General features: G+C 73.4%; 25 protein-coding genes. 16 read left to right on the top strand and 9 right to left on the bottom strand.

Translation table 11 applies throughout. The features are described 5' to 3' along the window. Positions 1 to 74 precede the first annotated feature (74 nt). Positions 75 to 491 (top strand): hypothetical protein, encoded by a 417-nt coding sequence (locus GA0070558_RS10165; RefSeq protein ID WP_141722190.1) that lies wholly within the window; start codon positions 75 to 77, stop codon positions 489 to 491. A gap of 49 nt (positions 492 to 540) precedes the next feature. On the opposite strand, the gene hisC is transcribed toward GA0070558_RS10165, so the two are convergent. From hisC to hppD, 4 genes are read right to left on the bottom strand one after another with little or no spacing between them, the layout of a single operon-like run. Next, positions 541 to 1,644 carry a histidinol-phosphate transaminase gene (hisC, locus tag GA0070558_RS10160; protein WP_091277968.1) on the bottom strand — a complete coding sequence of 368 codons (1,104 nt, stop codon included), beginning with the start codon at positions 1,642 to 1,644 and terminating at the stop codon, positions 541 to 543. Continuing rightward, entirely contained in the window at positions 1,641 to 2,723 is a 1,083-nt protein-coding gene (locus GA0070558_RS10155) for an RDD family protein (RefSeq protein WP_256091857.1), read from the bottom strand. Before GA0070558_RS10155 ends, hisC begins: the two co-directional genes overlap by 4 nt. Continuing rightward, a complete protein-coding gene (locus tag GA0070558_RS10150) occupies positions 2,720 to 3,484 on the bottom strand; it encodes an RDD family protein (protein ID WP_091277966.1) in 765 nt (254 codons plus the stop codon). The genes GA0070558_RS10155 and GA0070558_RS10150 overlap by 4 nt, the downstream gene beginning before the upstream one ends. A gap of 21 nt (positions 3,485 to 3,505) precedes the next feature. Further along, positions 3,506 to 4,711 carry a 4-hydroxyphenylpyruvate dioxygenase gene (gene hppD / locus GA0070558_RS10145; protein ID WP_091277964.1) on the bottom strand — a complete coding sequence of 402 codons (1,206 nt, stop codon included), beginning with the start codon at positions 4,709 to 4,711 and terminating at the stop codon, positions 3,506 to 3,508. Between the two features lie 139 nt (positions 4,712 to 4,850). Here hppD and GA0070558_RS10140 point away from each other — a divergent pair, with 139 nt between their 5' ends. From GA0070558_RS10140 to GA0070558_RS10130, 3 genes are all read left to right on the top strand, one after another. Continuing rightward, a complete protein-coding gene (locus GA0070558_RS10140; RefSeq protein WP_043965086.1) occupies positions 4,851 to 5,357 on the top strand; it encodes an Lrp/AsnC family transcriptional regulator in 507 nt (168 codons plus the stop codon). A 135-nt stretch (positions 5,358 to 5,492) separates the two neighbouring features. Beyond that, positions 5,493 to 6,914, top strand: coding sequence for a PQQ-binding-like beta-propeller repeat protein (locus tag GA0070558_RS10135; RefSeq protein WP_091278154.1), 1,422 nt, complete (start codon positions 5,493 to 5,495; stop codon positions 6,912 to 6,914). Between the two features lie 113 nt (positions 6,915 to 7,027). Continuing rightward, a complete protein-coding gene (locus GA0070558_RS10130; RefSeq protein WP_043965088.1) occupies positions 7,028 to 8,695 on the top strand; it encodes a fumarate hydratase in 1,668 nt (555 codons plus the stop codon). Between the two features lie 61 nt (positions 8,696 to 8,756). Here GA0070558_RS10130 and GA0070558_RS10125 read toward each other — a convergent pair whose 3' ends face one another. Continuing rightward, positions 8,757 to 8,948 carry a hypothetical protein gene (locus GA0070558_RS10125; RefSeq protein WP_091277963.1) on the bottom strand — a complete coding sequence of 64 codons (192 nt, stop codon included), beginning with the start codon at positions 8,946 to 8,948 and terminating at the stop codon, positions 8,757 to 8,759. A 227-nt stretch (positions 8,949 to 9,175) separates the two neighbouring features. Between GA0070558_RS10125 and GA0070558_RS10120 the strand changes: the two genes are divergently transcribed. The 4 genes from GA0070558_RS10120 to GA0070558_RS10105 all read left to right on the top strand — a co-directional run bounded on the left by GA0070558_RS10120 (position 9,176) and on the right by GA0070558_RS10105 (position 10,352). Next, positions 9,176 to 9,439 carry a hypothetical protein gene (locus GA0070558_RS10120; RefSeq protein ID WP_091277961.1) on the top strand — a complete coding sequence of 88 codons (264 nt, stop codon included), beginning with the start codon at positions 9,176 to 9,178 and terminating at the stop codon, positions 9,437 to 9,439. A gap of 65 nt (positions 9,440 to 9,504) precedes the next feature. Beyond that, positions 9,505 to 9,765 (top strand): GntR family transcriptional regulator, encoded by a 261-nt coding sequence (locus GA0070558_RS10115; RefSeq protein WP_091277958.1) that lies wholly within the window; start codon positions 9,505 to 9,507, stop codon positions 9,763 to 9,765. Positions 9,766 to 9,813: 48 nt separating this feature from the next. Continuing rightward, complete coding sequence (locus tag GA0070558_RS10110; RefSeq protein ID WP_176734164.1) at positions 9,814 to 10,113, top strand: type II toxin-antitoxin system Phd/YefM family antitoxin; 300 nt, start codon at positions 9,814 to 9,816, stop codon at positions 10,111 to 10,113. Then, positions 10,110 to 10,352: a type II toxin-antitoxin system RelE family toxin gene (locus GA0070558_RS10105; protein ID WP_074472317.1), complete on the top strand. Its 243-nt coding sequence runs from the start codon at positions 10,110 to 10,112 to the stop codon at positions 10,350 to 10,352. The genes GA0070558_RS10110 and GA0070558_RS10105 overlap by 4 nt, the downstream gene beginning before the upstream one ends. A 106-nt stretch (positions 10,353 to 10,458) precedes the next feature. Here GA0070558_RS10105 and GA0070558_RS10100 read toward each other — a convergent pair whose 3' ends face one another. After that, the gene (locus GA0070558_RS10100) at positions 10,459 to 12,816 is read right to left on the bottom strand and encodes a hypothetical protein (protein WP_091277956.1); all 2,358 of its coding nucleotides are present in this window, start codon (positions 12,814 to 12,816) and stop codon (positions 10,459 to 10,461) included. 194 nt (positions 12,817 to 13,010) lie between these two features. Between GA0070558_RS10100 and GA0070558_RS10095 the strand changes: the two genes are divergently transcribed. From GA0070558_RS10095 to GA0070558_RS10070, 5 genes are all read left to right on the top strand, one after another. Continuing rightward, positions 13,011 to 14,420 carry a class II fumarate hydratase gene (locus GA0070558_RS10095; RefSeq protein ID WP_176734163.1) on the top strand — a complete coding sequence of 470 codons (1,410 nt, stop codon included), beginning with the start codon at positions 13,011 to 13,013 and terminating at the stop codon, positions 14,418 to 14,420. A 384-nt stretch (positions 14,421 to 14,804) separates the two neighbouring features. Beyond that, complete coding sequence (locus tag GA0070558_RS10085) at positions 14,805 to 15,479, top strand: DUF5753 domain-containing protein (RefSeq protein ID WP_439709585.1); 675 nt, start codon at positions 14,805 to 14,807, stop codon at positions 15,477 to 15,479. After that, positions 15,470 to 15,652: a DUF397 domain-containing protein gene (locus GA0070558_RS10080; RefSeq protein WP_091277952.1), complete on the top strand. Its 183-nt coding sequence runs from the start codon at positions 15,470 to 15,472 to the stop codon at positions 15,650 to 15,652. Before GA0070558_RS10085 ends, GA0070558_RS10080 begins: the two co-directional genes overlap by 10 nt. Positions 15,653 to 15,663: 11 nt before the next feature. After that, positions 15,664 to 16,050 carry a pyridoxamine 5'-phosphate oxidase family protein gene (locus GA0070558_RS10075; RefSeq protein ID WP_256091856.1) on the top strand — a complete coding sequence of 129 codons (387 nt, stop codon included), beginning with the start codon at positions 15,664 to 15,666 and terminating at the stop codon, positions 16,048 to 16,050. Between the two features lie 102 nt (positions 16,051 to 16,152). Beyond that, positions 16,153 to 16,761 (top strand): GNAT family N-acetyltransferase, encoded by a 609-nt coding sequence (locus tag GA0070558_RS10070; RefSeq protein WP_256091861.1) that lies wholly within the window; start codon positions 16,153 to 16,155, stop codon positions 16,759 to 16,761. 97 nt (positions 16,762 to 16,858) lie between these two features. Here GA0070558_RS10070 and GA0070558_RS10065 read toward each other — a convergent pair whose 3' ends face one another. Continuing rightward, positions 16,859 to 17,404 (bottom strand): CGNR zinc finger domain-containing protein, encoded by a 546-nt coding sequence (locus GA0070558_RS10065; RefSeq protein WP_091277950.1) that lies wholly within the window; start codon positions 17,402 to 17,404, stop codon positions 16,859 to 16,861. Between the two features lie 76 nt (positions 17,405 to 17,480). Here GA0070558_RS10065 and GA0070558_RS10060 point away from each other — a divergent pair, with 76 nt between their 5' ends. From GA0070558_RS10060 to GA0070558_RS10050, 3 genes are all read left to right on the top strand, one after another. Then, a complete protein-coding gene (locus GA0070558_RS10060; RefSeq protein ID WP_091277948.1) occupies positions 17,481 to 18,434 on the top strand; it encodes an EamA family transporter in 954 nt (317 codons plus the stop codon). Positions 18,435 to 18,567: 133 nt separating this feature from the next. Beyond that, positions 18,568 to 19,266 carry an HAD family hydrolase gene (locus GA0070558_RS10055; protein WP_091277946.1) on the top strand — a complete coding sequence of 233 codons (699 nt, stop codon included), beginning with the start codon at positions 18,568 to 18,570 and terminating at the stop codon, positions 19,264 to 19,266. A gap of 169 nt (positions 19,267 to 19,435) precedes the next feature. After that, on the top strand, positions 19,436 to 21,106 hold the full coding sequence (locus tag GA0070558_RS10050) for a S8 family serine peptidase (RefSeq protein ID WP_176734162.1): 1,671 nt from the start codon (positions 19,436 to 19,438) through the stop codon (positions 21,104 to 21,106). A 332-nt stretch (positions 21,107 to 21,438) separates the two neighbouring features. On the opposite strand, the gene GA0070558_RS10045 is transcribed toward GA0070558_RS10050, so the two are convergent. Continuing rightward, a complete protein-coding gene (locus GA0070558_RS10045; protein ID WP_091278148.1) occupies positions 21,439 to 22,518 on the bottom strand; it encodes a hypothetical protein in 1,080 nt (359 codons plus the stop codon). Between the two features lie 228 nt (positions 22,519 to 22,746). Further along, on the bottom strand, positions 22,747 to 23,358 hold the full coding sequence (locus tag GA0070558_RS10040) for an IclR family transcriptional regulator (RefSeq protein WP_091278146.1): 612 nt from the start codon (positions 23,356 to 23,358) through the stop codon (positions 22,747 to 22,749). Between the last annotated feature and the right edge of the window lie 250 nt (positions 23,359 to 23,608).

The following is a 23,608-nucleotide window of genomic DNA, read 5'->3' as shown; positions in this document are numbered from 1 at the left end:
ATAGCCGGACTACGGGCGGGTGGGATCCCGCGAACCCTCATCGCTGCCGACGTCGGAAGGGTTACCTTCCCCCCATGCCCGGCCATATCGGCTCCGCAGCCGCACCGCGAGTCCTGGGCGGCGCCTTGGCTGCCCTGCTGGTGGCCGCCCTCGCCGGTGCCGGCCAGTCGGCGGACGGCGCGCCCGAAGCGCTGCCCCGGGCCGTGCCCGTCGCCGCGGCCCCGCCGCAACCGCCCCCCGGACCGTCCGCCGGCACCGTGGTCGGCTTCCAGGTGCTCCCGGGCCCGACGCAGCCCACCGTGCCGCCGCCGACGGGCACCCCCACGGGCGGGCCGGCCCCGTCAGGGCAGCCAGCCCCCTCGCGGCCGGGCCGGCTGCCGGTCACCGGCGGAGCGTGGGGGGCGGCGTGGCCGCTGGCCGTCGGCGCGGCCAGCGTGCTCCTGGGCCTGGCCCTGACCCTCGCCCGCCGACGCCGCCCCCGGGGGGCATGAGATCCTCGCCGCCACCCTGATCGGGCGGCTCGGTTCGGGTCGGGGCGGCTCAGGCCAGGGCGGACTCCGCAGCGGCGAGGAACGCGTCGTTCTCGGCCGGGGTGCCGATGGTGACCCGCACCCCGTCGCCCGGGAACGGCCGGACGATCACGCCGCGCGCCTCGCACGCCTTGCCGAACCCGACCGCCCGGTCGCCCAGCGGCAGCCACACGAAGTTGGCCTGGCTGGCCGGCACGTCCGGGACGAACTTGCGCAGCGCCTCCGTGACCCGGTCCCGCTCGGCGACGACCAGCGCGCAGCGCCGCTGCACCTCGTCGGCCTGCGCGAGGGCGGCGAGCGCGCCGGCCTGGGCGGCCATGCTGGTGGAGAACGGGGTGACCACCTTGCGCACGGCGGCGGCCACCTCGGGCGCGGCGACGAGGAAGCCGATCCGCAGGCCCGCCAGCCCCCACGCCTTCGACAGGGTGCGCAGCACCACCACGTTCGGCCGGTCGAGGTAGGTCAGGCCGTCCGGCACCTCGGCGTCGGTGACGAACTCCCGGTACGCCTCGTCGATGACCACCAGCACGTCCTCGCCGACGGCGTCGAGGAACCGGTCCAGCTCCGCCTTGCGCACGGCGGTGCCGGTCGGGTTGTTGGGGTTGCAGACCAGCACCATCCTGGTCCGGTCGGTCACCGCCGCGGCCATCGCCTGAAGGTCGTGCCCGTGCCCGGCGTCGTTGGGCACCCGCACGCTGGTCGCGCCGCTGGTGGCCGCGATGATCGGGTACGCCTCGAACGACCGCCACGAGTAGAGCAGCTCGTCGCCGGGCAGGCAGGTGGCCCGCACCAGGTGCTCGGCCAGCGCCACCGACCCGCAGCCGGTGGCGATCCGGTCGGGGTGCACCCCGTGCCGCTCGGCGAGCGCCTGGCGCAGCGCCACCACGCCCATGTCCGGGTACCGGTGCGAGCCGGCGACCGCCTCGGCGACCGCCTCCACCACGCCGGGCAGCGGCCCGTACGGCACCTCGTTGCTGGCCAGCTTGATCGCCTCCGGCAGGCCCAGCTCGCGGGCCAGGTCGGCGGGGCTGCGGCCCGGCACGTAGTTGGGCAGCGCGTCGAGGTCGGCGCGGGTCAGCCGCAGCGGTGGCTCGTGACGTCCGGTGTCGGTCATGGCTTGTCTCCCGAAGGGGTGGCGGGGGTGGTGGGGTCGTCGGCCGGCTCGGCGGGACCGCCCGACGGGGCGCCGCCGCCGGCGGCGGGGGTGCGCGGCGGCAGCCGGACCACCACGGTCTGCGCGCGCTTGTCGTGCAGCGCCTGCCGCAGCGGGTGGTCGAACAGCGGCGACACGGCGTCGACGAGCTGGAGCAGCAGGCCGAAGCCGCAGCAGTACCACAGCAGGGTGGGCAGGCCCAGCGTGCTCCACCGGCGCAGCGCCCGCCCGAAGCCGAGCGGCTGGTCGGCCTCGACCGGCACGGCCCGTACGCCGAGCAGCCGCTTGCCGAGGGTCTGCCCGTTGCCGGCCATCGCCGGCACCTCGTACGCGAACCAGAGGGCGGTGGCGATCAGCAGGATGGCGACCTGGAGCCCGCCGGCCTGCTCGCCGGGCTGCGGCAGCCCGTCGGTGGACGTGTCGCCGGCCATGCTCCGGCGCAGCACCTCCCGGAAGTAGGGGGTGACCTCCTCGACGTACCGGTAGACGAACCAGCCGTTGACGACGGCGTTGAGCAGGAACACCGCGCCGAAGTCGATCAGTCGGGCGACGAACCGGGCACCGAAGGAGGCCAGCGGCAGCCCGTGCGGGCGGGGCACGGGCGGACGCCCCGGCCACCCCGGGTACGCCCACCCGGGCGGGTACCCCTGCCCGGGTGGGCCCGGCTGGCCGGGGATCCCGCCGGGCGGGCCGTACGGCGGGCCGCCGACGGGTCCCGGCTGCTGGCCGGGGTGCGGCGGCTGGCCGGGCTGCCCGGGGAACGGGGGCTGGCCGGTCCCCGGCCAGCCGGGGAACGGGCCCGGGGCGGGCGGCGTGCCGGGCCCACCGGCCGGAGCGGGGACGCCGCCGGTGGTCGTCGGCGCGACCGGACCGCCCTGGCCGGGGGCGGGGCTGGCCGGCGGCGAGGGCTCGACCGGGGGCGGCCCCTCCGGCGGGGTGGCGTCGACGGGGATCGGCGCGCCGATCCAGCCCTCACCGTCCCAGTACCTCCTGGTGTCGGGATCGGCGGGGTCGACGTACCAGCCTGGTTGCACGCTCACGGAGCAACCTTAACGACGACCGTCGCGGCGAACTTGTCGTGGAGGCACTGCTGCCAGGGCTTGTCCCCGAGCTGCCAGAACCCGTCGAGGTAGTTGAACCCGGGCACCACCGTGGCGGCGACGAACTGCACGAGGTAGCGCCGCCCGGCCATGCCGCGGTCGAGCGTCCGGGTCGGGTCGAGCGGGACGACCTGGAGCTTCATCACCTTCTTGCCCAGCGTCTGCCCGGACCGGAGCAGGTATTCGACGTGGTAGAGCCAGTAGAGCCCGAGCATCAGCACGACCAGCCCCAGCTCGGCCAGGAGCAGCGGCAGCATGAGGTCGGTCAGGAACGACTTGGGGTGGTATCCCAGGAGCCTGTCGACCGGCTCGGTCCGGGTGAACTGGTCGAACACGGTGAACCAGACGTACATCATTGCCGGCAGGAACAGCGTCAGGCCGACCAGGCCGGCGACGGCGCTGTCGATCAGGAAGGCCAGCAGGCGGTCGCCGAAGCTGGCCAGCGGCTGCCCGCCGGGGCCGACCGGCACCGGCGGGTGCCCGGGGCGCGGCGGGGCCCACCCGGCCGGTGGTGGGGCGTAACCGCCCGGCGGGGTCCACGCCCCCGGCGGGGCCCAACCCCCGGGCGGGGCGTAGCCGGTGGGGCCGGGCTGCGCCGGGACGGCGTACCCCGGCGGAACCGGGGCGGCGGGCGGCGCGCCGCCACCGGCGGGCGGCTGCCCGCCGGCCGGCGGCGTCGGGTACGTCGGAGGCTGGGTCACGCTCGACAGTGTCGCAGGTGGCTACAGGTTTCCCCGCTTCTCCTGCTCCCGCTCGATGGCCTCGAACAGGGCCTTGAAGTTGCCCTTGCCGAAGCCGAGCGAGCCGTGCCGCTCGATCAGCTCGAAGAACACGGTCGGGCGGTCCTGCACCGGCTTGGTGAAGATCTGCAGCAGGTAGCCGTCCTCGTCCCGGTCGACCAGGATCTTGCGGGCCTTCAGCTCCTCGATCGGCACCCGCACCCGGCCGATCCGGGCGCGCAGCTCCGGGTCGTCGTAGTACGAGTCCGGGGTGTCCAGGAACTCGACGCCGGCCGCGCGCATCGCGTCGACGCTGGCCAGGATGTCGTTGGTGGCCACGGCGATGTGCTGGGCCCCCGGGCCCTGGTAGAACTCCAGGTACTCGTCGATCTGCGACTTCTTGCGGGCCACGGCCGGCTCGTTGAGCGGGAACTTGACCTTGCGGGTGCCGTTGGCGACGACCTTGCTCATCAGGGCCGAGTAGTCGGTGGCGATGTCGTCGCCGACGAACTCCGCCATGTTGGAGAAGCCCATCACCCGCTTGTAGAAGTCGACCCACTCGTCCATCCGGCCCAGCTCCACGTTGCCGACCACGTGGTCGACGGCCTGGAAGAAGCGCTTCGGCTGGAGGCCGGCGTCGATCATCGGCTGCCGGTCCACGATCGGGCCCCGGGCCACGAAGCCGGGCAGGAACGGCCCGGTGTAGCGGGACCGGTCGACCAGGGTGTGCCGGGTGTCGCCGTACGCGGCGATGGCCGCCATCCGCACGGTGCCGTGGGAGTCGCCCACGTCGTGCGGCTCGACCAGGCCGGTCGCGCCCTGGGCGACGGCGTGGGCGTACGCGGCGTCGACATCGGGCACCTCCAGCGCGATGTCCACCACGCCGTCGCTGTGCTTCGTCACGTGCTCCGCGCCGGGGGCGTCGGGGCGCACCGCGCCGGTCAGCACGAACCGGGCCGAACCGCTGGTCAGCACGTACTCGGCGTGGTCGCGGAAGCCCTGCTCCGGCCCCCGGTACGCCACGCAGGTCATGCCGAACGCCGTCGAGTAGTAGTGCGCCGCCTGCTTGGCGTTGCCGACCATGAAGTGGACGTGGTCGAGCGCCTTCACCGGGAACGGGTCGCGGCTGATGTCGTGGTCGACGGCGCCGACGAGCCGGTCGACGTCGATCTCCTCGGTGGGCTTGGGTCGGTCGATCGCCTGGGTCACGGTGGCCTCCCTCGCGTACCGGCCGGCCTCGTGGGCCGCCGTGGGCTGGTTGTCCAGGAAGCATCTCCGGAACGGATTTGGTTGGGCAACAGTCGCGGATAGCCCTGGTCAGGTTGCGCATTCGGTATGGTCGTCACCCGTGACCGCTGTGCAGGATGTCCAGCTCGACGAGCTGGACGCGCGACTGATCGAACTCTTCGCCGAGGAGCCCCGGATCGGGGTGCTGGAGTGCTCCCGGCGGCTCGGGGTGGCCCGGGGCACCGTCCAGGCCCGCCTCGACAAGCTCGTCGACCGGGGGGTGATCGGCGGTTTCGGGCCGGACATCTCCCCGGCCGCGATCGGCTTCGCGGTGACCAGCTTCGTCACCCTGGAGATCAGCCAGCGGCTCGGGCACGACCCGGTGACCGCCCACCTCGCGGCGATCCCCGAGGTGCTGGAGGCGCACACCATCACCGGCTCCAGCGACCTGCTCTGCCGGATCGTCGCCCGCTCCAACGCCGACCTCCAGCGGGTCATCGACCAGATCGTGGCGTACGAGGGGATCCGGCGGGCGTCGACGATCATCGCGCTCGCCCAGCAGATCCCGTACCGGACGCTCCCCCTGGTCCGCTCCGCCGCCCGGGGAGAAGGAAGGGCCCCCTCCTAACGCCTTTTGTCGAGGAAGGGCCCCCTTTTAACACGCCGGTCACCGAGAAAGCGCCGCGACACGGCCGCACCGGCACTCGGGGCGGCGGTGATCGTCGTTACCGTGTCCGGTGTGGCGAAGGTGGGCGGCCTCAGGATGCGTGGCTGGTTCCTGCTCGGCCTCGTCACGGTGGTCGTCCTCGCCGTGGCCGGGGTGTGGAACCCCTGGCCGGGCGTGTGGGACTGGGTCGACCGCAGCGAGCCCATCTCCGAGCCCGACGTCATCTGGCAGCAGCGCGTCGGCGGCACCCCGAAGAGCGTCACCATCGCCGGCGACACCGTGATCGTCGAGCAACGCACCCGGGTCGAGGCGCGCAGCCTCGCCACCGGCGCGCAGCTGTGGGACCGCAAGGCCGACTGGGCCGCCGTGGCCGGCGGGGACCGCGACCCCGTCGTCGCCGTGGGCAAGCTCCTGGTCAAGGGGTACGAGGTGCTCGACCCCACCACCGGCGCGACCCGCCGCCGCGACGGCGACGCGGTGGCCGTGTGGACGTACCGGAACCTGCTGCTCGACGCCCACTGCGTCGAGGCGACCGACTGCACGCTCAGCGCCTGGGACCCGCGCGGCACCGCGCCGCTGTGGACGGCGTTCCTGCCCGGCGTCAGCACCGGCCTCTTCGCCGACAACCCCGACCTGCTCGGCACCCGCCGGCTCACCGCCAACCGGATCGACGCCGGGGCGGCCGGGCCGGAGCCGGTCCCGCCGCTGCTCGGCTTCCCCGTCGACGGCCGGGTGCACGTGGTGGACACCGCCACCGGCCGGGTGCTCCAGAACGTCGAGCCCGGCCGCGACGAGCGGCTCGCCGTGGTCGGCGGCCGGATGCTGCGGATCAGCGCGGTCGGCCGGGACGGCGCGTGCGCGTTCACCCTCACCGCGCACGACCCGACCACGGGCAAGCAGGTGTGGCGGCGCACCGGGATCAACCTGCGCACCGCGGACAGCGCCGGCTGCGTGCAGCGGGAGGACCCGCAGGGCGCGCGGAACGTGCTCATCGGCGTGGCCCCGGACGGCCGCGAGGCGGTCATCGACGGGTACGACGGGCGGCTGCTCCAGGTCAACGACGAGGGGCAGAAGCTGATCGCCGTCGACGACCGGTACGCGCTGCTGCGTACCGCCGACAAGCGCTCCATCGTCGCCCGGGAGCTGGGCGCGGACCGCACCCGGTGGACCCGGCCCACCGGCGAGAAGAACGGCGCGACGCTCACCCCGTACGCGGCGGTGCTCACGCAGGAGAAGCCGAACCGGCTGATCGCGCTGGACCCGCGTACCGGAAAGGAGCTGTTGGTGCTGCGGACCTCGGCCAACGCCCTGGCCGTGGGCCCGGCGGGCATGGTCATCGGCGAGGGCCGCGAGATCGGGTACGTCCGCTTCGGCGCGGGCGGCAGCGGGACCGCGCCCGGCGGCGACGCCGGGGTGCCCGGCCCCGGCAGCAGCGGCGGCGACCCCGGCGGCGACGCGCCGGGCGGCGACGGGCCGGCCGACGAGGACCGCTGCGGCCCGAAGCGCGAGCTGTGCTGAGCGGCGTGGAGCCGGGCCGTTGAGCGCGGTCCGGCCGGGGTGCTGAGAGCGAGGTCCCTTCAGGCCCCCGTCGGGTGCGAGCGATCGACCGGTCTGCCCTAGGCTTTCCGCTCATGAGCAGTGCCGCCGCGTTCTCCTACGCTCCCTTGCTGCCGACCGGTGCCGACCAGACCGAGTATCGCCTGGTCACCGACGAGGGTGTCGACGTCGTCAACGGTCCGGGCGGGCGCCGGTTCCTCACGGTGGAGCCGGCCGCGCTGACCGCGCTGACCGCCGAGGCGATGCACGACATCGCCCACTTCCTGCGCCCCGCCCACTTGGCCCAGCTCCGGGCGATCATCGACGACCCGGCGGCCTCGCCGAACGACCGGTTCGTCGCGCTGGACCTGCTGCGCAACGCGAACATCGCGGCCGGCGGGGTGCTGCCGATGTGCCAGGACACCGGCACCGCCATCGTGATGGGCAAGCGCGGCCGGCACGTGCTCACCGACGGCGGCGACGCCGAGGCGATCTCCCGGGGCGTCTACCAGGCGTACACGAAGCTCAACCTGCGCTACTCGCAGCTCGCCCCGCTGACGATGTGGGAGGAGCGCAACACGGGCAGCAACCTGCCGGCGCAGGTGGAGCTCTACGCCGAGGACCCGGACGGGCACCCCGACGCGTACAAGTTCCTGTTCATGGCCAAGGGCGGCGGGTCGGCCAACAAGTCGTACCTCTACCAGGAGACCAAGGCGCTGCTGAACCCGACGCGGATGATGCAGTTCCTGGAGGAGAAGCTGCGGCTCATCGGCACCGCCGCCTGCCCGCCGTACCACCTGGCGATCGTCATCGGCGGCACCAGCGCCGAATACGCCCTCAAGACCGCCAAGTACGCCTCCGCGAAGTACCTGGACGCCCTGCCGACGCAGGGCTCGATGACCGCGCACGGCTTCCGCGACCTGGAGCTGGAGGCGGAGGTGCTGGAGCTGACCCGCAACTTCGGCATCGGGGCGCAGTTCGGCGGGCGCTACTTCTGCCACGACGTGCGGGTCGTCCGGCTGCCCCGGCACGGCGCGTCGTGCCCGGTGGCGATCGCCGTGTCCTGCTCCGCCGACCGGCAGGCCGTCGCCAAGATCACCCCGTCGGGCGTGTGGCTGGAGCGCCTCGAAACCGACCCGGCGCGCTACCTGCCCGACGTCACCGACGAGACCCTCGACGCCGAGCAGGTGGTGCGCGTCGACCTCAACCGGCCGATGGCCGAGATCCGCGCCGAGCTGTCGAAGTACCCGGTGAAGACCCGGCTGTCGCTGACCGGCCCGCTCGTCGTCGCCCGGGACATCGCGCACGCCAAGATCGCCGAGCGGCTCGACGCGGGCGAGCCGATGCCGCAGTACCTGCGCGACCACGCCGTCTACTACGCCGGCCCCGCCAAGACCCCCGAGGGGTACGCCTCCGGCTCGTTCGGCCCGACCACCGCCGGCCGGATGGACGCGTACGTGGAGAAGTTCCAGGCGGCCGGCGGCTCGATGGTGATGCTCGCCAAGGGCAACCGGTCCGCCCAGGTGACCCGCTCCTGCCAGCAGCACGGCGGCTTCTACCTCGGCTCCATCGGCGGCCCCGCCGCCCGCCTCGCCCAGGACTGCATCCGGCACGTCGAGGTGCTCGAATACGCGGAGCTGGGCATGGAGGCGGTCTGGAAGATCGAGGTGGAGGACTTCCCGGCCTTCATCGTCGTCGACGACAAGGGCAACGACTTCTTCGCCGAGGTCACCAAGCCTGTGCTCACCGTCGGCCGCCGCTGACCATCGGACACCGAGGAGCCCCGGTCGGCTGGCCAGGGCTCCTTGGTGTCGGGTGTTCGGGTCAGTTCCGGCGGTCGTGCGACTCGTACTCGTACAGGGCCGTCGCGCCCTCTCCGCGATCCTGGTCGGAGAGGGTCAGACGCTTCACGGGGACCATGACGCGCTGCCCTGTCGCGCTGCTGCCGGCGTCGAACCACACTTCCACCGTGTCCCCAGCCGGTAGCTTGCGTGGGCCGATCGCCAGGATCGTCATGAGGCGCACCTTCCGATGCGAGGCGGCTGGAGGCGGTCAGGGAAACTATTCATCGGGTCGGACCTCCCATGTCCGATCAAGGCCCCCGGCCGGCGCTACCACGCCTGCCGGGGGCCGCTTGCAATGTCCCACCACGATAAATGTCAGGAGGCCACCTGTAAACCTTTGAGGTGGCCACTGATATGTGCCACCTAGTGGGATGTGCTGCACGTGTCAGAGTTGGCCACGTGGCGGGCGACCTTGAGGCAGCGTCGGAGGCGTACCGAGCCGCGCTCCAGCGGGTGCAGGACGGGCTCGCGGAAGTCGCCTCGGCCCGTGCCGATGTGCCGAAGGTGCGCGAGCGGTTGGCCACCGCGATCGTGACGGCGTACCGGGGCGGTCAGCGGGTCGGCGAGATTGCCCGCGTCGCGGGCTACGGCCGTGAACAGGTCCGGCGAATCTTGCGAGCCGCCGGTGTGGAGCCCGGTGACACCGGGTCCGTTGACGCTTGAGCGTCAGAGGGTGAGCAGCGGTTCCGGTTCTCGACGTGACTCCTGTCGCCCGCGAGGATGAAGCCATGACTGCGAGGACCGACCCGATGTCGCCGGTGCCGCGATACCGGCAACTCGCCGTGATCCTTCGGAAGGCGATCGAGGCCGGCGAGTACCCGCCGGGGAGCCGGCTCCCGTCCGAGAAGACGCTGACCCAGACCTACGGGGTGGCGCGTGAGACCGCCTCCAAGGCGATGGACGCACTGGCGGCCGAGCGTCTGGCCGTCATGGTTCCGGGCGTGGGCTGGCACGTCCCGCCCGAGAGTGCCGACGACCCTGACGCTTAGTTGAGGGTTAAGGCGCGTGGCGCGGTACCGCATGGTACGGTTTGGTACATGATGAAGATTACCCTGCGGGAGTTCCGCGATGGCGCGGGCCGAGTGCTGGACGGGGTCGAGCGCACCGGAGAACCGGTCATCATCACCAAGTACGAGCGGCCCGTGGCCGTGTTGCTCGGAATCGACGAGTGGGAGGAGATCGAGGCCTTCCGAGACCGCAGGGACTCGGCGGTGATCGCTCGTTCTCGTGCCGAGGGTCAGTTCGTGCCGCTGTCGGCGGCTCTGGAGTCGCTCGGGGTTGATCCCCGCGAGGTGGAAGCGCTGTTGGCCGACCGGGCCGGCGGTGCCGCGGCGTGAAGGTTCAGATCGACCGGGATGTGTTGGTCTGGCTGCACAAGCAGCCGCGCAACGTGTTCCTGACCGTCCTGAGCGCGATCCTCGGCCTGGTTTCCGACCCAGTGCCGCAGAGCTCGACCGAGATGCGCGATGGGTCCGGGCGTCGGTTGCGGGTCGGGGACTACCGCGTCCTCTACCGCCTCGACGGCGACGAGTTGACCATCCACGACGTCGGGCACCGCAAGGACGTCTACTCGTAAGCACGCAGCTCCGGCGGCCTTGTGCGGTGCCACGGCTGACCATCCTCGGGGAACGCGAAAGGGGCGCCGGGCGTGAGCCCGGCGCCCCTTCGGCGTACGGCGTGGGTCAGCTCGGGTCGATGAAGATGCTGTAGTACGTCGGGCCGGAGACGATCCCCGCCGCCGTGCGGCTGCGCACCGTCAGGCTGTGGCCGTACGGCGAGTCCGCCGCCCAGCTCACCCGGGCCGTGCCGGCCGCGCCCGCCGCCACGGTGACCTCCGCCCCGTCGTCGAACGAGTAGACGAACTCGGTGGTGCCCGGCAACTGGGCGGTGAACACGAACTCGCCGGTCTGCCCGACCACGGCGCCGCCCTGCCAGCCGAACACGTCAGAGGTGACCAGCGGGCTCTGCGGGTCGACCCGGAACGAGTAGTACTGCGCGTCCGTGGTCACCCCGGCGGCCGTGCGCGCCCGTACCCGCAGTTCCACCCAGCCGCCGTACGTGTTGTCGTACGCCGACGGCGTCCACTCGACGCTGGCGGTGCCGTCCGCGTTCGCCGCCACGGTCCGCTCCGGCTCGTCGCGGAACTGGTAGACGTACGAGGTGACGCCGGTGACCGAGGGGTGCGGGGCGAAGGTGAAGGTGCCCGGCACGCCCGGTCCGCCGCCGGTCATGTTGCGCGGGTACGCCTCGGACGCCACCGTCGGCGCGACCGAGGCGGGATAGAACGCCAGGCCGATCGGGTCGGACTCCACCCCGGCGCTGGTCCGGCTGAACACCTCGATCGTGTGGTACCCGGCGTCGGCCGGCGTGTACGACACGGTCGCGCTGCCGTCCGCGCCCGCCCGGACGGTCCGCTCGTCGCCGCGGTCGAACGCGTAGACGTACTCGGTGACGTCGGCCATCGCCGGGGCGAACGTGAAGCTGCCCTCGGTGCCGGCCGGCGCGCCCGGCGTCCCGTCGAACGGCCAGTCCCCGGAGGTGACGAACGGGGCGGTGCGCACGGAGAACGTGTAACCGGCGTCGCCGGAGAGCACCCCGTCGCGGGTGCGGCTGCGCACGTGCAGCGTGTTGTCGACCACCGTCGGCGTGACCGTCACCGTGGCCGCCCCGGCGGCGTCCGCCGCCACGGTCCGCTCGGTGCCGTCGTTGAGCGACCACACGTACTCCACCACGTCCGTCATGTTCGGCGCGAACGTGACCTCGCGCGGCTGCCCGAGCCAGCCGTCGGGGTTGCCGTCGGTGACCGTCGGCGCGGTGTTGCGCACCCAGAACTCGTACCGGGTCTGCGCCGAGCGGTTGCCCGTGCGGTCCACGGCCTGCACGTTGAGCCAGTCCGGGCCGTACCGCTCGGGGGCGTAACTGACCGTGGCGGTGCCGCCTGGGCCGGCGGCGGCGTAGGTGGTGAGGCCGGAGCGGCCGTACCAGAATCCGGCGACGTCGTCGGCGGCGCTGGTGAAGGTGAAGTCACCGGCGATCCCCGGGCCGCCGTGGCCGGGGAAGCCCGGGTCGGCCGGGTAGTCGGCGGAGGCCACCGTGGGCGCGGGCGGGCGGACCGTGTCCACGGTGAAGCGGCACTCCGGCGACCAGGCGGAGGCGGCCCGCTCGTCGGCGGCGCGGACCGCGAAGGCGTACGTGCCGCCGTCGACCAGCAGGCCGCCAGGCACCGTGTACGGGATCGTGGCCGGGGCGTACCAGGCGGAGGAGGTCCACTCGGTCCGCTCGGCGGGCCGGTCGACCGGCCACCAGGCGAAGGTGGCCCGCACCTGGTCCCCGGCGTAGGGCTCCAGCCTGTCCGGGTCGGTCACCTCGACGGTGAGGACCGGCGTGGTGGTGCCGACCAGCAGCCCGTCGGCGCAGGCCCGGCCCGAGACGCTCAGCTTGCCCGGCACGTCGGGCGCGCCGTTCGCCTGCAGCGAGACGCCCGGCTTCTCCATCCGTCGCCCGAAGTGCTTGTTGCCCTCGTGGTCGCCGGCGATCCGGGCCATCAGCGTGAGCGAGTCGCGGCCGTCGGCGACGGCCTGCCGGAACACGTCGGTGACGCCCAGCTCCAGGTAGCCGGCCGGGCAGGGCGCGGTGGGACCGACATCGCCGACCTTCTCGCGTACGGCGGGCGCGGTGTTCCAGGTGGGCGGGGCCGCCGGGGTGTCGGTGCGCCACAGCTCCAGCTCGCGCGGCTTCGTGCAGTCGGCGACCGAGGACTCCCCGGTGACGACCTGGGCGAAGATGACCTCCTTGCCCCGGTACGGGGTGAGGTCGAAGGTGAAGTAGGCCCGCGAGGTGTGCTTCACCCCGTCGGCCTGCCACGTGCCGACGGGCACGTCGGCGTCGGTGGTGGGGAAGGCGACGGTGGGCTGCCGGGCGTCGGTGTAGCTGACGCTGATGGGCAGGACGTACCGGGTCACGCCGGCACTGGCCGGCGCGGCGGTCACGACCAGCGCGCCGGAGGCGGCGAGCAGGCCGGCGAGGCCGATGGTGGTCACGCGGCGCGGTGCGCGCCGCGGGCGTCCGGAACGAACGCCGGTGGAACCCCCGTTGAACTGCAAGTCAGGCCCTTTCGTGGAAGGCAAACGATTCCATGATCTTAATTACGTGACTGGCTCCGCGCCTTCGACTTTCGGCCCGCCCGTCCGCCTGGGCGGGCGATCATCTGCGGGCCGGCGGCGGGCGGGGCAGGATGGTGTGCGTGACGACTCCAGAGGCAGCGGGCTACCGGATCGAACGCGACTCGATGGGCGAGGTGGAGGTGCCCGCCGAGGCGTTGTGGCGGGCGCAGACCCAGCGCGCGGTGCAGAACTTCCCGATCTCCGGCCGGGGCATCGAGCCGGCCCAGATCAAGGCCCTGGCCCAGATCAAGGGCGCGGCGGCGCAGGTCAACGGCGAGTTGGGCGTGATCGACGCGGAGGTGGCCGCCGCGATCGCCACCGCCGCCGCGCACGTGGCCGACGGCGGCTACGACGACCAGTTCCCCGTCGACGTGTTCCAGACCGGCTCGGGCACCTCGTCCAACATGAACACCAACGAGGTCATCGCCACCCTGGCCAGCCGGGAGCTGGGCCGGGACGTGCACCCGAACGACGACGTCAACGCCTCGCAGTCCAGCAACGACGTCTTCCCGTCGTCGATCCACCTGGCGGCGACTCAGTTCATCGTCGAGGACCTGCTGCCCTCCCTGACCCACCTCGCCGGTGCGCTGGAGACCAAGTCGGCCGAGTTCGAGACCGTGGTCAAGGCCGGCCGCACCCACCTGATGGACGCCACGCCCGTCACCCTCGGCCAGGAGTTCGGCGGGTACGCCGCCCAGGTCCGCTACGGCGTCGAGCGGCTGGAGACGGCGCTGCCCCGGCTGGCCGAGCTGCCGCTGGGCGGCACCGCCGTCGGCACCGGCATCAACACGCCGCTCGGCTTCGCAGCCGCCGTGATCGCCAAGCTGCGCGAGTCCACCGGCCTGCCCCTGAGCGAGGCGCGCAACCACTTCGAGGCGCAGGGCGCGCGGGACGCGCTGGTGGAGACGTCCGGGCAGCTCCGCACCATCGCCGTCGGCCTCTACAAGATCGCCAACGACATCCGGTGGATGGGCTCCGGCCCCCGCGCCGGCCTGCGCGAGCTGCGCATCCCCGACCTCCAGCCCGGCTCGTCGATCATGCCGGGCAAGGTGAACCCGGTCGTCGCCGAGGCCGTGCGGCAGGTCTGCGCCCAGGTCATCGGCAACGACGCGGCGGTGGCCTTCGCCGGCTCGCAGGGCGACTTCGAGCTGAACGTCATGCTCCCGGTGATGGCCCGCAACCTGCTGGAATCGATCAAGCTGCTGGCCGCGTCGAGTCGCCTGCTCGCCGACCGCTGCGTGGCCGGCCTGGTCGCGAACGCGGACGTCTGTCTGGCGTACGCCGAGGGCTCGCCGTCGATCGTCACCCCCCTCAACCGCCACCTCGGGTACGACGAGGCCGCCTCGATCGCCAAGGAGGCGCTGGCCAAGGAGATGGCGATCCGGGACGTGGTGATCGCCCGGGGGCACGTGGCCAACGGCAAGCTCACCGCCGAGCAGCTCGACGAGGCCCTCGACCTGCTCCGGATGACCCACCCCTGACGCTCACCGGTCGGGATGGTTGCCGGTGCCTGTGCTGGGGCCAGGGCGCGGCGCAGGCCCGGCACAGCCAGAGCGGCCGAAGCGCCGCGTGCGGGGTCGGCGGGGGTACGACTCGTCGGTCGCGCGCGGGCCGGGACATGGAGCGGCCTCCCTAGGGAGCTGAGTCATCTGCGTCATCGCGCCCTGGTCGGGGACGCCCGGCCGGGGGAGCGGGGCGGTCCCCGGGCGGGCGACGGGGCCGGGGGATAGGCCACTTTGGCCGTCCGCCCTGCACAGTCTGGTGATCGGGTCGCTACTTTCGGAAGCGTCTCCGGCCGTTGCGGGAGCCGGGGTGTTCCGGGCATCTCCGCAGGTGGCGGCGCATCGGAGTGGATCACCGTGAGGGTGGAGGGCCCACCCGCGCCGAAATACCTGGAGCTGTTCGACGAGGCGCTCGACACCGGCGGCCTCTTCGGCCGCATGCTCGCCGAGCTGGTCACCCTGGACAAGGCCCAGGTCTGGCTGCGCGGTTGGCGGGTGATCCTGGGCCAGGCCCGCGCGCTGCGCTGGTTCGACCCGCTGCACGTGCCCGGCCTCTTCCAGACCGAGGCATACGCCCGCGCCGTCTTCGAAGCAGACGACCTGCTCGATGCCGAGGAGGTGCAGCGCCGGCTGGACGATCGGATGGAGAGCCAGGCAGTCCTCTACGGAGACCGCCAGCCCCGTGTCGTCGCGGTGGTCGACGAGTCCGTGCTCCGGCGCCGCGTCGGCAGTCGCAAGATCATGTGTGACCAGGCATCGCATCTTGCGCGGCTGGCCACGGAGCATCCGGGGGTGCGGGTGCACGTGGTGCCCTGCACGGCCGAGGAGTATCCGGGCCTGAATGGACCGTTCATCCTCGCGACGCTGTCCGACGACGTCGAGTTGGCGTTCCTCGGTGGCCAGATCGGCGGGCAGGAACTGGACAAGCCCGAGGATCTGCGTCGTCTCCAGCGGACCTGGGAGGCTACCCTCGGCGCGGCGTTGCCCCCGCAGGAGTCGATCGATCGGTTGAGGGAAGTGGCGGAGTCATGGAGTTGATGGGTGCCCACTGGCGGAAGAGCAGCCGCAGCGGGTCGAACGACCAGTGTGTGGAGGTGGCGACGGATCTTCCCGGGGTGGTCGGGGTGCGGGACAGCAAGGACCGTTCGGGGCCGGTGCTGACCGTCGACGCGCACGCGTGGCGGGCCTTCGTCGCGGCGGTCCCGCGCTGACCGGCCAAGCGGTGCCCGGGCCGGAGGTCCTGGACCGCCTCGCCCAGGAGCGGATCGTCTGGCTGTGCACGGTGCGGCCGAGCGGTTCGCCGCACGTCACGCCGGTCTGGTTCCTGTTCCGAGGCGACGAGTGGTGGATCTGGACACAGGAGCGGAACCGCAAGGTCCGCAACATCGTCGTCGACCCCCGGGTGTCGCTGGCGCTGCCTGACGGCAAGTTCCCGGTCGTCGCCGAGGGTGCGGCCGTGATCGTGCGCCAGCCGTTCCCCGAGTGGGTCGACGACGGGTTCCGCCGCAAGTACGACTGGGACGTCACCGCCCCGGCCGGGCCCGCCGGGGAGAACGTCCTGATCCGGGTCCCCGTCACCCGCTGGCTGATGGCTGGCAGCGCCTCGTGACCGCCGGCCCGGCCGGTTGATCGACTTCATGTCGGCGACATGGCGGTATCGGGCGGGTCGGGATACCGCCACCCGCCCGACATGATCTTCAGCGTGAAGGGGATGACGGGGGTGGCGGGGATGACGGGGGTCGACGGGTCCGGGGCGGTCCTGCTGGAGACGGGGCGGCTGCGGCTGCGCCGGTTCACGGAGGCCGACGCCGACGCCCTGACGGAGCTGGACTCGGACCCGGAGGTCATGCGCTACCTGACCGGTGGCCGGCCGACCCCGGCCGACGTGGTCCGGGGCGAGCTGCTGCCCCGCCTCCTGGCCGGGTACGACCGGTGTCCCGGCCTGGGCCGGTGGGCCGCCGTCGACCGGGCGACGGAGACGTTCCTGGGCTGGTTCGCCCTGGACGCCCCGGCGGCGGCGCAACCGGGGATGCAGGCCGAGTTGGGGTACCGGCTGCGGCGGGCGGCGTGGGGGCGCGGCCTGGCCACCGAGGGGTCCCGTGCCCTGCTCCGGTACGCGTTCGCCACCGTCGGTTTGGCCCGCGTGTGGGCGCAGACGATGGCGGTCAACACGCCCTCCCGGCGGGTGATGGAGAAGGCCGGACTGCGGTACGTGCGCACGTTCCACCTCGACTGGGACGACCCGATCGAGGGCACCGAGCACGGCGAGGTCGAGTACGAGCTGCTCCGCGCGGAGTGGACGGCGCGCGAGGCCGGTTGATCGACGTCATGTCGGGCAGGGGGCGGTATCCGGCGGCCGGGATACCACCACCCGCCCGACATGATGTTCAGCCCAGCGGCGGGGCCGAGCGCCCGGGTCAGGACCGGGCGGCGGCCCGGCGGGCCCGGTAGGCGGTGACCGCCGCCCGGTTGCCGCACCCGGCGTCGCAGTATCGGCGGGACCGGTTCTTGGACAGGTCCACCAGCACGTTGTCGCAGTCCGGATGGTCGCACACGCGCAGCCGGCTCAGCTCGTCGCCGCGCACCAGGTCGGCGAGGGCCATCGCGGCCTCGACGGCCATCCGGGTGGGCAGCGGCGCGTCCCTCGGCACGGCGTGCAGGTGATACGGCTCGTCGTCGTGGCGGATGAGCTGCGGCAGCGCCCCGGCGTCGCGCAGCAGCGCATTGACGGTGGCGACGACCTCGTCGGTGTCGGCGTACCAGATCCGGCGCAGCCGGGGGCGCAGGTCCCGGACGGCCCGCAGCTCCGCGTCGGTGCGTTCGTGCCGGCCGGTCCAGCCGTGCGTGGCGAGGAACGCGTCCAGGGCCGCCACGTCGGGCAGCGCCTCGCCGTGGCTGCCCCCGGTGTTGACCAGCGCGGCGGCGGCGATCAGCGCGGGCTCGGTGTCATGGGCGAAAAGCAACTTGACTCCTGTCGGCCGACCGACCTAGCGTCACGAGCATAAAGCTACTTGACTCATGACGTCCCGAGGAGAGTCGATGCGTCAACGACCCACCGGCGTCGGTCTCGGCCTGGCACTGCTGTCGGCCGTCACCTTCGCCACCTCGGGCACCTTCGCCCGGTCGCTGATCGAGGCCGGGTGGTCCGCGGAGGCCGTGGTGATCGCCCGGGTCGGCAGCGCCGCCGCCGTCCTCGCGGTGCCGGCGGTGCTGGCCCTGCGCGGCCGGTGGGACGTGCTGCGGCGTAACCACGCCTCCGTGGGCGCGTTCGGGCTGCTCGCCGTCGCCCTCGCGCAGGCGTGCTTCTTCAACGCCGTCCGCTACCTCCCGGTCGGGGTGGCGCTGCTGCTGGAATACCTGGGCATCATCCTCGTGGTCGGCTGGATGTGGGCGGTCCACGGGCAGCGCCCCCGCCGGCTCACCGTGGCCGGGTCGGTGGCCGCGCTCGCCGGCCTCCCCGCCGTGCTGGACGTCACCGGCGGCGGTCGCCTCGACCCGGCCGGCGTGCTCTGGGGGCTGGGCGCGGCCGTCGGCCTCGCCGGCTACTTCGTGATCGCCGGGCGACTCGACGACGGCCTGCCGTCGGTGGCGATGGCCAGCGCGGGCATGGGCGTCGGCGCGGCGGCCCTGCTCGTGCTCGGCCTCGCCGGGGCGCTGCCGCTGCGGGCCACCTTCGGCGAGGTGACCTTCGCGGGGCAGCGCACGAGCTGGCTGGTGCCCATCGTCGGCCTGTCGCTGGTCGCGGCGGTCGTCGCGTACCTGACCGGGATCGCGGCGGCCCGGATCCTCGGGGCCCGGCTGTCGTCGTTCGTCGGGCTGACCGAGGTCATGTTCGCGGTGCTCATCGCCTGGCTGGTGCTGGGCGAGCTGCCGACCGTGGTGCAGCTGCTCGGCGGCGCCCTGATCGTCGCCGGGGTCGCCCTGGTCCGGGTCGACGAACTGCGCGAGGCGCGGGCCCTCGGCCGGTCGCCCGCCCTCGCGGCCGAGGCATGACCATCCGCCATCGCGCCGTCCGGGCCGGCAGCCGGCACCCGGTCGGGGCCGGCCGGGCCCGTACCGGCACGCCCAGCCCGGGGAAACAGGGCCGACGTGGCCCGGGGCCCGGCTCGGTGGCACCCTTGCCGGCATGCTGACCCACGTCGTGTTCGACGCCGACGAGACCCTGCTCGACCTGCGCCCGGCGGTCACCGGCGGGCTGGCGGCCGTACTCGAGGAGATGCGGCGGCTGACCCCGGCGGCGGCCGAGGTCACCCTCGCGGACCTGGAGTCGGACTGGGGTGCGGTCTTCGGGGCGCTGAGCGCCGCGCCGGTCAACGAGATCCGGCGGGCCGCGCTGGCCCGGTCGCTCGCCCGGGCCGGCCTCGACGCGCACCTCGACGACCTCGCGGCGCTCTTCTTCGCCCGGCGCTTCGCGCTCACCCGGCCGTTCCCCGACGCGCTGCCCGCGCTCGCCGCCCTGCGCCCGCGCTACACCCTGGGCTACGCCACCAACGGCAACAGCCGCGCCGAACGCTGCGGGCTCACCGGCGAGTTCACCTTCGAGGTGTACGCGCACGAGAACGGCCTGCCGAAGAAGCCCGCCCCCGAGTTCTTCGCCGCCGTGGTCGAGGCCGCCGGGGTGCCCCCGCGCCAGATCGTGTACGTCGGCGACTCCCCGAGCCACGACGTCGTCGCGCCCCTGCGGGCCGGGATGCGGGCGGTGTGGCTCAACCGCGGTGGGCTGCCCCGCCCGGAGGGCGTGCCCGCCGACGCGGAGGTGTCCACGCTGGCCGCCCTGCCGGACGTCCTCGACCGGTACGCCCGGGTCGAGCTGAGCGGCACGTAGGCCGCCCGGTCGGGCGGGCCCGCAAGCCCTCGCCGGCCGGTCCGTCGGCGTTGGATGACAGCGGGCCGACGAAAGCCTGATTGCCGTGTAATACGGACTCCCATCTAGCGGAACGCTCCCCGGTGGTATGGGATGGCTGCCACGTCCCTCAACGAGAGGATCTGATGTGGTGAGCAAGCGCTTCACCGCCGGTGCCGTCGCAACCGCAACGGCGTTGGCACTCACGGTGACCGGCGTGGTGGGCCCGGCGAATGCCGAGCCGACCGTGACCCGGGAGTTCACCGTCGTGGCGGAGTCCGGCGTCTCCGCCGACGCGGCGATCGCCGCGATCAAGGCCGCCGGTGGCACGGTCGTGTCCCGCACCGACGAGGTCGGCCTGTACCAGGTCACCAGCGACCGCGCCGACTTCGCCAGCCGGGCCGCCGCGAACACCGCCCTGCTCGGCGCGGCCGAGAAGAAGGCCATCGGCCGCAAGCCGAAGCTCGACCGGGTCGAGCAGGAGAACCTCCTCGCCCAGGCCAAGGCCAAGGCGAAGGGTGCCCCCGCCAAGCGGGGCGCGAAGCTGGACCCGCTGGACGACAAGCTCTGGGGCCTGGGCATGATCCGGGCCGACAAGGCGCGCAAGGTGGAGCCGGGCGACCGTCGGGTCACCGTCGGCGTCCTCGACACCGGCCTCGACGCCAGCAACCCCGACCTGGCGGCGAACTTCAGCTGGTCACTGTCGCGCAACTTCGCCCCCGACATCCCCGAGGTCGACGGCGAGTGCGAGGTGGCGAGCTGCCTCGACCCGGTCGGCACCGACGACGGCGGGCACGGCACCCACGTCGCCGGGACCATCGGCGCCGCCGCCGACGGCTTCGGCCTCTCCGGCGTCGCCCCGAACGTGACCCTGGTCGAACTCAAGGGCGGCCAGGACTCCGGCTACTTCTTCCTCGACCCGGTCGTCAACGCCCTGGTCCACGCCGGCAAGGTCGGCCTCGACGTGGTCAACATGTCGTTCTACGTCGACCCGTGGCTCTACAACTGCACGGCCAACCCGGCCGACTCGCCCGAGTCGCAGGCCGAGCAGCGGGCGATCATCGAGGCCATGACGCGGGCGCTCAACTACGCGCACCGCAAGGGCGTCACCCTGGTCGGCTCGCTCGGCAACAACCACGAGGACCTGGGCGCCCCGCGCACCGACTTCTCCAGCCCCGACTACGGCGCCGACCCGTACGAGCGGCCGATCGACAACGCCAGCTGCTGGGACTTCCCGGTGGAGGGCCCGCACGTGATCGGCGTGTCGGCGGTCGGCCCGTCCGGCAAGAAGGCCGACTACTCGAACTACGGCACCGAGCAGATCGCCGTCGCCGCGCCGGGTGGCTGGTTCCGGGACGGCTACGGCACCGACACCTACCGCCTCGACTCCAACATGATCCTCTCCGCGTACCCGAAGCACGTCCTCCAGGAGGAGGGCTCCGTCGACGAGAACGGCAACATCGTCGCCGGCTTCGAGGAGTCGGTGTTCAAGGAGTGCAAGGCCAACGGCGACTGCGGCTACTACACCTACCTGCAGGGCACCTCGATGGCGTCGCCGCACGTCAGCGGCGTCGCCGCGCTGATCGTCAGCAAGTACGGCAAGAAGGTCAAGGGCGGTCTGGGCATGGACCCGGACAAGGTGGAGCGGCAGCTCTACCGCACCGCCGCCGAGCGCGCCTGCCCGGAGCCCCGGCTGCAGACCTACACCAACGAGGGCCGTCCGGCCGAGTTCGACGCCTTCTGCGCCGGTAGCTCGACGTTCAACGGCTTCTACGGTCACGGCATCATCGACGCGTACGCCGCGGTGACGACCCGCATGTGACATCCCGGATCCTCTCCGGCTGGGCCCGGGTGACCACGGTCGCCCGGGCCCTCGCGCGTTTCCGGCTGCGGGCGTAGCTGGCGTCGCTCGTGTTGCGGCCGTCGCTGGCGTCGCCGGGGTTCCGGGCGTCGCTGGCCTCGCTCGTGTTGCGGGCGTCGCTGGCGTTGCGCCATGTCGGCGACATGGCGGGGTCCAGGGGCCTGGGATGGCGCAATGCCGCCGACATGGCGGCGCAACCCGCCGCCCCGCCCCGCCCCGCCCCGTCGCGCCCCGGCTCAGGCCCAGGCACAGGCACAGGCCCGTTTGGGGCCAGGCCACCGGGTTGGGGCGGGTCATCGCCGCCAGCCTCGGGACACCAGGGCGGCGCGCACCTCGCGGACCACCGCCGGGAAGTCCCGGTGAAGGCGGCGGCTGGTCACGTGCAGCACGACCCAGCCCGCCCCGACGAGGTGGTTGAGCCGCTGGCGGTCGCGGTGCAGCTGCTCGGCGTCGGCGTGCCAGTGCCCGTCGTACTCGACGGCGACCCGGAAGGCCGGCCAGGCCAGGTCTGGGTGCAGGATCAGCCCCGACGCCAGCCGAACCGGGTGCTGGGCCACCGGGCGGGGCAGGCCGGCGAGCACCAGCCGCAACCGCAGCTGTGACTCCGGTGGCGACTGCGCGCCGCCGTCGGCGAGCCCGAACACCCAGCGGGCGCGCCGCCCGCCCGGCCGGTCGGCGTTGTGCTCGGTGACCGCCGTCAGGTCATCCCAGGTGACCAGCCCTCGACCGAGCAGGCTGTCGACGATCGGCACCGCCTCGAACGGCTCCAGCCACACCGCCGTCTCCCATGCGGCCTGGGCCGGCTGCGTCCACCGCAGGGCCCCGACACCGGCGGCGGTCGCGTCGATGATGCCCAGCCCGGCGGCGGTCCTCTCGACGGCTCCCTGGCCGGCGGTGGCGGGACCGAAGGCCGGGTCTGCGGCGGCGCCCGCCGCACCCGTCCAGCTCCCGGCTGGGTGGTCGTCGAGTGTCCGGCCGGTGCCCGCCCGGGTGGCTGGGCCGCCACCCACTGGCAAGAGCGCCGGAGCAGCGCCGAGAGTGTGCACCCGGATGCCGGGCTGTGAGTCGATCCGGGCCGACCGGGGGACGAGCACATGCACGTCGTCGGTGAACGAGGCGGCGTGTTCGACGCCGAGCAGGTAGGCCGCCGACGGGCCGGCGAGCACCGCCTCGGGCGGCAACCGCAGCACGGCGGCGCGGCAGGCCAGGCCGTGGTCTCGGTGGAGTCGGGCGTCGGCGTACACGTCCTGACGCAGGCGCAGCCAGGACGCGCCGCGGAGCTGGTGCCGGCTGAGCAGCCCGAGCCGGACGGCCTCCGAGCCGCGGAAGACCTGCCGGGCCAGGGCAGCGGGGCGGGAAGGTTGTGGGGGCATGTCGACCAGCGTCACCGTCCCGGTACGCCCGGCGACACCCCTGTGGACAACCGGCCACCTCGCCGGCTCCCCACCCTGTGGATAACCGCCCAACCCGCCCTCGGATGTGCTAGCGGGGACGCAGTGTCGGCGACGTAGGGGTATCCGGCGGCTGGGATACCGCCATGTCGCCGACATGCCGGGCCAACCAGCCCGGTGCTCGCCCCGCCCGGGCCCAGCCGGCTCGCGTCAGGGGGCCAGCGCCGCGCTGATCGCCGCCGCTGCCGCGAGCACCTGCTCGCCGACCAACTCCGGGTCCAGCGGGGCCAGCGCCACCACGCCGACGCTCGCCTCCAGCCCCGGCACGCCGAGCACCGGAGCGGCCACGCCGTACGCCCCGGGCTGCAACTCGCCGCTGGTGCTCACCGGGCCGGTGGAGCCCGCGCGGGCGGCGAGGATGGCCCGCCCGGCCGCCCCCCGTTCCAGCGGATGCCGCGTCCCGGTCCGGTACGCCACGTGCAGCGACGTCCAGCTCGGCTCCACCACCGCCAGGGCGACCCCCTCGCCGCCCTCGACGACGGTCAGGTGCGCGGTCGCGCCGGCCTGCTCGGCGAGCCGCCGCAGGGCGGGCAGCGCCCCCTCGGCGAGCAGCGGCTGGGCCCTCCTCGCCAGGTGCAGCACGCCCGCGCCGAGCCGCAGCCGGCCGTCGCCGTCGCGGCGCACCATGCCGTGTCCGCTGAGCGCCCCGACCAGCCGGTAGACGGCCGCCCGGCCGATGCCCAGCCGGTTGGCCGCCTCGGTGACGGTCAGCCCGCCCGGGGCGTCGGCGACGAGGTGCAGCAGCCGCAGCCCCCGGTCCAGCGTCTGAGCTGTCTCACCACCGCGCTCACCACCGCGCTCACCACCGCGCTCACCGCCGCGCTCACCGCCGCGCTCACCGCCGCGCTCACCACCGCGCGTGCCGTCGTCGGTCCGGGTCGTCGTGCGCTCCTGCCGCGCCGCCTCATCCACGAGGGGCAGCGTACGACCCGGCACGGGACGAACCGGGAACGCGGGGCGGCGGACGACCCGGCGCGGGGCGAACCGGCAACGTGTGGACGGCTACCCTGGA

The organism is Micromonospora haikouensis (genome assembly GCF_900091595.1).
In the GTDB taxonomy this organism is placed as follows: Bacteria; Actinomycetota; Actinomycetes; order Mycobacteriales; family Micromonosporaceae; genus Micromonospora; species Micromonospora haikouensis.
The sequence above is the reverse complement of the archived record's forward strand: the minus strand, read 5'-3'. Positions and strand labels throughout refer to the sequence as shown.